Source organism: Streptococcus tangpeifui, from assembly GCF_011038795.1.
GTDB classification, from domain to species: Bacteria; Bacillota; Bacilli; order Lactobacillales; family Streptococcaceae; genus Streptococcus; species Streptococcus tangpeifui.
In genome coordinates this window covers 91,101-97,825 of the sequence record NZ_JAAKDU010000007.1, presented here as the reverse complement: position 1 = coordinate 97,825, position 6,725 = coordinate 91,101, and the positions used below count along the sequence as shown (strand labels likewise).

Below are 6,725 nucleotides of genomic sequence, written 5' to 3'. Positions count from 1 at the left end.
CCGAAGGTCGTAGGTTCAAATCCTGCTCCCGCAATACCTTATAGGTAGGAAAGGCTCGGTAGCTCAGTTGGTAGAGCAATGGATTGAAGCTCCATGTGTCGGCGGTTCGATTCCGTCTCGCGCCATTATTTAATATTATTAAGGAAGGGTAGCGAAGAGGCTAAACGCGGCGGACTGTAAATCCGCTCCTTCGGGTTCGGGGGTTCGAATCCCTCCCCTTCCATTTGTTTACGGGCATAGTTTAAAGGTAGAACTAAGGTCTCCAAAACCTTCAGTGTGGGTTCAATTCCTACTGCCCGTGTTTATGGCGAATGTGGTGAAGTGGTTAACACACCAGATTGTGGCTCTGGCATGCGTGGGTTCGATCCCCATCATTCGCCTATCTTGGGGTATAGCCAAGCGGTAAGGCAAGGGACTTTGACTCCCTCATGCGTTGGTTCGAATCCAGCTACCCCAGTTTAGATATATACTAGCCGGCGTGGCGGAATTGGCAGACGCGCTGGACTCAAAATCCAGTGTCCTCACGGACGTGCCGGTTCGACCCCGGCCGCCGGTATATTGTTAGAAGAATCTCAATTGAGATTCTTTTTATTTTTTCACTTAGTCTCAGATTGTCTCATCTTTAAGAGAGTTTTACTCTCTTTTTATTTTTTCTTAAATTTTTTCTTATTTTTATATTTTTTTACGAATAAGTAGATATAAGGTTGCTGTGGGAGTGTGCCTTATTTAATGGAGTCTGTACATTCTATTTGTTATCCAATTTCTTTCATAGTGACATTGATGTCGCTATTGTATTTTTGAATTTCTTATTATAATGATGCAAAAGAAATTGAAGGAGATTTTGTATGGATAAAGAAAAATTGAAAGAAATTTTTGACAAACTTTCTGGTCTGCCACCTGAAGAGGAAGAAAAATTTGACATAGTGGCAGTAAAAGAGATTGTTGCAGCTGGTTTATTATTCTGTTTGAAAGAGGTATTGGATATGGATGATTCTTCGTTTGTTAGTGCGTTTGGGCAAGTTGAAAAAACTGTTAATAAGTTGGCAAGGGATTATTATATTAAATTGTGGACTTATGATGATTGGAGGCAAGAAGCGCGGATTATCCTTTATCAATTACTAGAAAGGTTCCCAGCACTTGCAAATGATGAAGAAAAGCTGAGGGCTTATTTTAAAACCAAGTTTAGAAGTTATGTTTTGGATAATATTCGTAAGCAAGAGAGTCAGAAGCGGGCTTTTGATAAAATGATTTATGAAGAAATTTCTGAATTGGGCCATATGATTCCTTCTCAGCAGATGGACCCTGCTGATTACTGCGCTTTGAAAGACAAATTAGCAGAGCTTAAACATAAATTGTGTCCCGAGGATTATGCAAAGATTTTATTGCTAATGAGAGGTCATTCATTTAAAGGCAAAAGGGCTTTTATAAAAGATATTAAAGTTGAATTTGAAGATTTTGACAATGATGATTAAAAGAAATATTCATCACCTTGCCTACCGATAGACCAGGATAACTTAGAAAAAATTTAGTAGAAAGTAAAGGAAAACTACTTGACTTAGCTGTTTGGAATTGATAAGATAGTAGCTGGTATTGTTTACCCCATTTCAGAAGCCCCGGAAAGCTTTAGAAATAATCAGTGGACCGGAACATCCACTTTGTAAACAAAAACGATCTATAGGAGAAATCATGAATAAAACGACATACATGGCTAAGCCAGGTGAAGTTGAACGTAAATGGTACGTTGTTGATGCTACTGATGTCCCACTTGGGCGTCTTTCTGCAGTAGTTGCTAGCGTACTTCGTGGTAAGAACAAACCAACCTTTACCCCACATACAGATACAGGTGATTTTGTCATTGTTATCAATGCTGAAAAAGTTAAATTGACTGGTAAAAAAGCAACTGATAAAATTTATTATACTCATTCGATGTATCCAGGTGGGTTAAAGCAAATCTCTGCTGGTGAGTTGCGTTCTAAGAATGCCGTTCGCTTGATTGAAAAATCAGTTAAAGGTATGCTTCCGCATAATACTCTTGGACGTGCACAAGGTATGAAGTTAAAAGTTTTCACAGGTAGCGAACATACTCATGCTGCACAACAACCAGAAGTTCTTGACATTTCAGGTCTTATCTAAGAGGAAAGGAGCATAATTAATGGCACAAGCACAATATGCAGGTACTGGTCGTCGTAAAAACGCTGTTGCACGCGTTCGTTTGGTTCCAGGTACTGGTAAAATTACTGTTAATGACAAAGATGTAGAAGAATACATTCCACACGCTGATCTTCGTCTCGTTATTAACCAACCATTTGCAGTTACATCAACTGTTGGTTCATACGATGTTTTTGTTAATGTTGTTGGTGGTGGTTATGCAGGTCAATCAGGTGCAATCCGTCATGGTATTGCACGTGCATTGCTGCAAGTAGATCCAGATTTCCGCGATTCATTGAAACGTGCTGGACTTCTTACTCGTGATGCCCGTATGGTTGAACGTAAAAAACCAGGTCTTAAGAAAGCACGTAAAGCTAGTCAGTTCTCAAAACGTTAAGAACGGCTTTATATTACAGTATTTACAACACTTCATGGTTCACACTGTGGGGTGTTTTTTGGTAATTTTTTAGCAAAATTCACACCACTTTTCACACCAAAGTCACACCATTACTTTTTAAGATTGCGATAGGCAATTTCGCCAACAGCCATTGGTATGACATTTGAAGTATTGATATAGGTTTTGGTCGTGAGGGTATCGCTATGCGTCAGAGCCTCGGAAATGGCTTCTAGTGATGTTCCAGATTGTTTAGTAAGAGTTGCCCCAGTATGTCGTAATTTGTGTGGTGTAGCGTGTGTCAGGCTCTTATGACGGCGTTCGACTGACTTCATCTTGTTATTGAGATAATCAGCGTGTAGAGGGCTGTTGACATTTCCCTTAGTATTAATTTAGGTTGGAGTAGGTGATTTTATAAAAATTTCTATCAAAAAATGTGATAAAAATCTTTAGGTCTCCACTATTTTAGAGCTTACCTTTTGTGATATAATGGTAACATGACTAGAATTTTAGATGATGGAATGATGGAGAGTGAGGAACAGGTCGAGCGAACGCTACGGCCTCAAACTTTTAAGGAATATATTGGGCAGGATAAGGTTAAAGATCAATTGGCCATATTTATCGAGGCAGCTAAGCTTCGGGATGAAGCCTTGGATCATGTCTTACTCTTCGGCCCTCCTGGTCTTGGAAAGACAACTATGGCTTTTGTGATTGCCAATGAGTTGGGGGTCAATCTCAAGCAAACCTCTGGCCCAGCTATTGAAAAAGCTGGGGACTTGGTTGCTATTCTCAATGACTTAGAACCAGGTGATGTTCTGTTTATTGATGAAATTCACAGAATGCCCATGGCTATTGAAGAAGTTCTCTACAGCGCTATGGAAGATTTTTACATTGATATCATGATTGGGACTGGTGAGTCAAGTAGAAGTGTTCATCTGGACTTACCTCCTTTTACGCTTATTGGAGCAACGACTCGCGCAGGTATGCTTTCAAATCCTTTGAGGGCTCGTTTTGGCATCAATGGTCATATGGAGTACTATAAAGAAGCTGATTTGACGGAAATTGTTGAACGGACAGCTGAGATTTTTGAGGCTGAGATTACTCATGAAGCGGCTCTTGAATTGGCCAAACGTAGCCGGGGAACTCCTCGGATCGCCAACCGACTTCTAAAGCGGGTACGGGACTATGCTCAAATTGTTGGAGATGGTCTCATTGATGCTCAAATTGCTGACAAGGCTTTGACTATGCTGGATGTTGACCAAGAAGGTTTGGATTATATCGATCAGAAAATCCTTCGAACGATGATTGAAATGTATGGAGGTGGCCCGGTTGGTCTTGGGACCTTGGCTATCAATATTGCTGAAGAGCGGGAGACAGTTGAGGATATGTATGAGCCCTATCTGATTCAAAAAGGCTTTATTATGCGGACACGTTCGGGCCGGATGGCGACTGCTAAGGCTTACGAACATTTAGGTATTGAGCAGAAAATTAATTAGGTTTTGCTGTCTTTGAATTTGCGGTCCCTATGATATAATAACGCTATGAAAAAAGTATGTTTTGTTTGTCTTGGAAATATCTGCCGAAGTCCCATGGCGGAATTTATCATGAAGTCAATGGCTGATCCTGTTGAAATTTATGTTGAGAGCCGTGCAACTTCTTCTTGGGAGCATGGGAATCCGATTCATCGGGGGACTCAGGCTATCTTTAAGCAATATGGTGTGCCTTATAGTAAAAATAAAACTTCTCAGCAAATTTCTCAGGTAGATATAGAAACTTTTGATTTTGTTATTGGGATGGATCAACAAAATGTTAAAGATTTGCGAGCCCTGTTTCCGCAAGCACCAGCTTCTAAAATCCAACTTTTCATTGAAGGTGGTGTGCCAGATCCGTGGTTTACAGGAAATTTTGAAGAGACTTACCAGTTAGTAAAGGCTGGCTGTCGATCTTGGATGGAAAAATTAAATTAATGAGTGTCTAATGGAAAAGAAAATAAAAGATTTTTTGAGTCAGCTGACTAGAGAACGTTTGGAAATAGCTGCTGCTATTGTTATCCTTTTGTGTGCCCTCTCTATTTTGAAAATGCCTTTTGGTTCTCATCAGACTTTAAAGTTTGATAAGAACAAGATTGTCTATGTCGGTCGTGTTAAAAATAATAAGATGAATGGCGAAGGTAAGCTAACTTATAAAAACGGGGATCAGTACGAAGGAGATTTCGTCAATGGACAGTTTGAAGGTCAGGGGACTTTTAAGGCTAAAAGTGGCTGGACTTATAAAGGCGAATTTAGTAAAGGTCAGGCTAATGGTAAGGGAACCCTGACGACAGCTGATGGGAAGAAATACAGTGGAAGGTTTAAGCAAGGAATTTATCAAAAATGAGGATTAAGTGGTTTTCTTTTGTCAGGGTAACAGGACTTTTCTTGGTTCTGGTCTACCACTTTTTTAGGAAAGCATTGCCTGGCGGTTTTATCGGGGTTGATGTCTTTTTTGCCTTCTCAGGATTCTTAATTACAGCTCTCTTGATTGATGAGTATCATCGCAAACAAAGTATTGACTTGTTAGGATTTCTTAAGCGGCGTTTCTACCGGATTGTTCCACCAGTGGTGATTATGATTTTGGTTACCATGCCCTTTACCCTCTTAGTCAGAAATGATTTTATCGCCAGTATCGGTAAGCAAATTGTTGCGGCTTTTGGTTTTATGACCAATTGGTATGAGATTTTTATCGGAAGTAACTATGAAAATCAGTTCACCCCCCATCTCTTTCTTCATACTTGGAGTTTGGCAGTTGAAGTACATTTCTACATCTTTTGGGGTGTCCTTATCTGGTGGCTATCAAAGCGGAAACTCTCACAGGGGAACTTCCGTGGAGCTATCTTTTTGGCTTCGACTGGTCTCTTTTTGCTAGGTTACTTGACCATGTTTATCGGTAGTTTCCTTACCGATGTTTCTTTTAATTATTTTTCAACTTTTAGTCACAGTTTTCCTTTCTATCTGGGTGCCATTTATGCCACTATGTCGGGAGTAACAGATACGACTAAGCGTTTCCGAAAAAATGTAGAACGCTGGCCCTTACAGCGTATCTTGCTGCAATTTATTGGTAGTTTTGTCTTGCTTCTTTTACTTGGTTTTGTCTTAAATTATGAAGGAAAATTGACCTACCTCTTTGGTTTTGCTCTGGCAAGTCTCTTTGCCTGCCTCATGATTTATGCGGCGAGAGCCCTGCATGATAAAATTCCTGATGTGGATGAACCTCTGGTTATTACCTTCTTTTCGGATGTCAGTTATGGTATTTATCTTTTTCACTGGCCTTTTTACATCATCTTCTCCCAATTGCTGCCAAATTGGTTGGCAAGTTTGTTAACCTTTGTCCTTTCGACAGTGTTCGCGGCTCTTTCTTTCTATGTTATTGAGCCAATGATTGCAGGTAAAGAGCCTAAAATGTTGGGGATCAAGCTCAATATCACTACTCCTTATGAAAAATGGATTAAGGGAGTGGCAGGTGTTTTGGCTGTAGCCAGTTTATTAATCACTTTTATGGCTCCAAAATTAGGAGAATTTGAATCAGGAGTCTTAGTAGATTCACTTACCCAAGCAGACACTGGAATGAATTTAACCAATCAGCGGACAGCTGGTGATGCCAATGCTATGAATAATGTTTTGATTATTGGTGATTCGGTGACTCTGCGTTCTCAGGATACTTTTACTAGTAAGATGCCTAATGCTTTACTAGACGCTTCAGTCAGTCGGAGTTTTGATGCAGCTTATGAAACTTTTAAAACGAATATTGATTCTAATACTTTGCCAGAGACAGTAGTCTTAGCGGTTGGTGTTAATTCACCAGATAATTATCAGGATGATATTCAGCAATTTTTAGATGCTTTACCAGACGGTCATCGTCTAGTTTTGGTGACGCCTTATGATTCCCAAGAAGATACTAAGATGTCTGCTATACGTGATTATGAGCTCCAGCTAGCTAAGGATAATGAGTATATTAGTGTAGCAGATTGGTACCAAACTGCTCAGGATAATCCGGATATTTGGGGAGGAACTGATGGTGTCCACTATTCCCAATCAACTAACGGAGCAGACCTTTATGTACAAACGATTCAGGATGCTGTAGCTGATGCTGCTAGAAAACCAGCCAAGGGTCAGTAACAAGAATATTACATTTAAAAAACATAAGG

The 6,725-nt window shown here is 40.0% G+C and carries 7 protein-coding genes, 6 tRNA genes and 1 pseudogene; 13 read left to right on the top strand and 1 reads right to left on the bottom strand.

Annotated features, from left to right (window positions below; all coding sequences use genetic code 11):
* Positions 1 to 52: 52 nt before the first annotated feature.
* From G7Y32_RS07340 to rpsI, 9 genes are all read left to right on the top strand, one after another.
* Positions 53 to 125, top strand: a tRNA-Phe gene (locus G7Y32_RS07340).
* 17 nt (positions 126 to 142) lie between these two features.
* A tRNA-Tyr gene (locus G7Y32_RS07335) sits at positions 143 to 223 on the top strand.
* 7 nt (positions 224 to 230) lie between these two features.
* A tRNA-Trp gene (locus G7Y32_RS07330) sits at positions 231 to 301 on the top strand.
* Positions 302 to 307: 6 nt separating this feature from the next.
* A tRNA-His gene (locus G7Y32_RS07325) sits at positions 308 to 380 on the top strand.
* Positions 381 to 385: 5 nt separating this feature from the next.
* Positions 386 to 457: transfer RNA gene (locus G7Y32_RS07320), tRNA-Gln, on the top strand.
* Between the two features lie 15 nt (positions 458 to 472).
* Positions 473 to 556: transfer RNA gene (locus G7Y32_RS07315), tRNA-Leu, on the top strand.
* 289 nt (positions 557 to 845) lie between these two features.
* Entirely contained in the window at positions 846 to 1,472 is a 627-nt protein-coding gene (locus G7Y32_RS07310; RefSeq protein WP_165212477.1) for a sigma-70 family RNA polymerase sigma factor, read from the top strand.
* A 214-nt stretch (positions 1,473 to 1,686) separates the two neighbouring features.
* Positions 1,687 to 2,133 carry a 50S ribosomal protein L13 gene (gene rplM, locus G7Y32_RS07305; protein WP_165212475.1) on the top strand — a complete coding sequence of 149 codons (447 nt, stop codon included), beginning with the start codon at positions 1,687 to 1,689 and terminating at the stop codon, positions 2,131 to 2,133.
* A gap of 19 nt (positions 2,134 to 2,152) precedes the next feature.
* On the top strand, positions 2,153 to 2,545 hold the full coding sequence (gene rpsI / locus G7Y32_RS07300) for a 30S ribosomal protein S9 (RefSeq protein WP_165212473.1): 393 nt from the start codon (positions 2,153 to 2,155) through the stop codon (positions 2,543 to 2,545).
* Between the two features lie 110 nt (positions 2,546 to 2,655).
* On the opposite strand, the pseudogene G7Y32_RS07295 reads toward rpsI, so the two are convergent.
* Positions 2,656 to 2,934, bottom strand: a pseudogene (locus G7Y32_RS07295) (tyrosine-type recombinase/integrase); the annotation flags it as partial.
* 105 nt (positions 2,935 to 3,039) lie between these two features.
* Here G7Y32_RS07295 and ruvB point away from each other — a divergent pair.
* From ruvB to G7Y32_RS07275, 4 genes are read left to right on the top strand one after another with little or no spacing between them, the layout of a single operon-like run.
* Complete coding sequence (gene ruvB / locus G7Y32_RS07290; RefSeq protein ID WP_165212471.1) at positions 3,040 to 4,038, top strand: Holliday junction branch migration DNA helicase RuvB; 999 nt, start codon at positions 3,040 to 3,042, stop codon at positions 4,036 to 4,038.
* A gap of 45 nt (positions 4,039 to 4,083) precedes the next feature.
* Positions 4,084 to 4,509 (top strand): low molecular weight protein-tyrosine-phosphatase, encoded by a 426-nt coding sequence (locus G7Y32_RS07285; RefSeq protein WP_165212469.1) that lies wholly within the window; start codon positions 4,084 to 4,086, stop codon positions 4,507 to 4,509.
* A 10-nt stretch (positions 4,510 to 4,519) separates the two neighbouring features.
* Positions 4,520 to 4,918 carry an MORN repeat-containing protein gene (locus tag G7Y32_RS07280; protein WP_165212467.1) on the top strand — a complete coding sequence of 133 codons (399 nt, stop codon included), beginning with the start codon at positions 4,520 to 4,522 and terminating at the stop codon, positions 4,916 to 4,918.
* Positions 4,915 to 6,696, top strand: coding sequence for an acyltransferase family protein (locus G7Y32_RS07275; RefSeq protein ID WP_165212465.1), 1,782 nt, complete (start codon positions 4,915 to 4,917; stop codon positions 6,694 to 6,696). The genes G7Y32_RS07280 and G7Y32_RS07275 overlap by 4 nt, the downstream gene beginning before the upstream one ends.
* Positions 6,697 to 6,725: the final 29 nt, after the last annotated feature.

What these genes read in the sequence shown, in the direction of transcription:
- G7Y32_RS07285 (WP_165212469.1), top strand. Translation starts at nt 4,084, where the DNA reads ATGAAAAAAGTATGTTTTGTTTGTCTTGGAAATATCTGCCGAAGTCCC.
- ruvB (WP_165212471.1), top strand. Translation starts at nt 3,040, where the DNA reads ATGACTAGAATTTTAGATGATGGAATGATGGAGAGTGAGGAACAGGTC.
- rpsI (WP_165212473.1), top strand. Translation starts at nt 2,153, where the DNA reads ATGGCACAAGCACAATATGCAGGTACTGGTCGTCGTAAAAACGCTGTT.
- G7Y32_RS07275 (WP_165212465.1), top strand. Translation starts at nt 4,915, where the DNA reads ATGAGGATTAAGTGGTTTTCTTTTGTCAGGGTAACAGGACTTTTCTTG.
- G7Y32_RS07310 (WP_165212477.1), top strand. Translation starts at nt 846, where the DNA reads ATGGATAAAGAAAAATTGAAAGAAATTTTTGACAAACTTTCTGGTCTG.
- G7Y32_RS07280 (WP_165212467.1), top strand. Translation starts at nt 4,520, where the DNA reads ATGGAAAAGAAAATAAAAGATTTTTTGAGTCAGCTGACTAGAGAACGT.
- rplM (WP_165212475.1), top strand. Translation starts at nt 1,687, where the DNA reads ATGAATAAAACGACATACATGGCTAAGCCAGGTGAAGTTGAACGTAAA.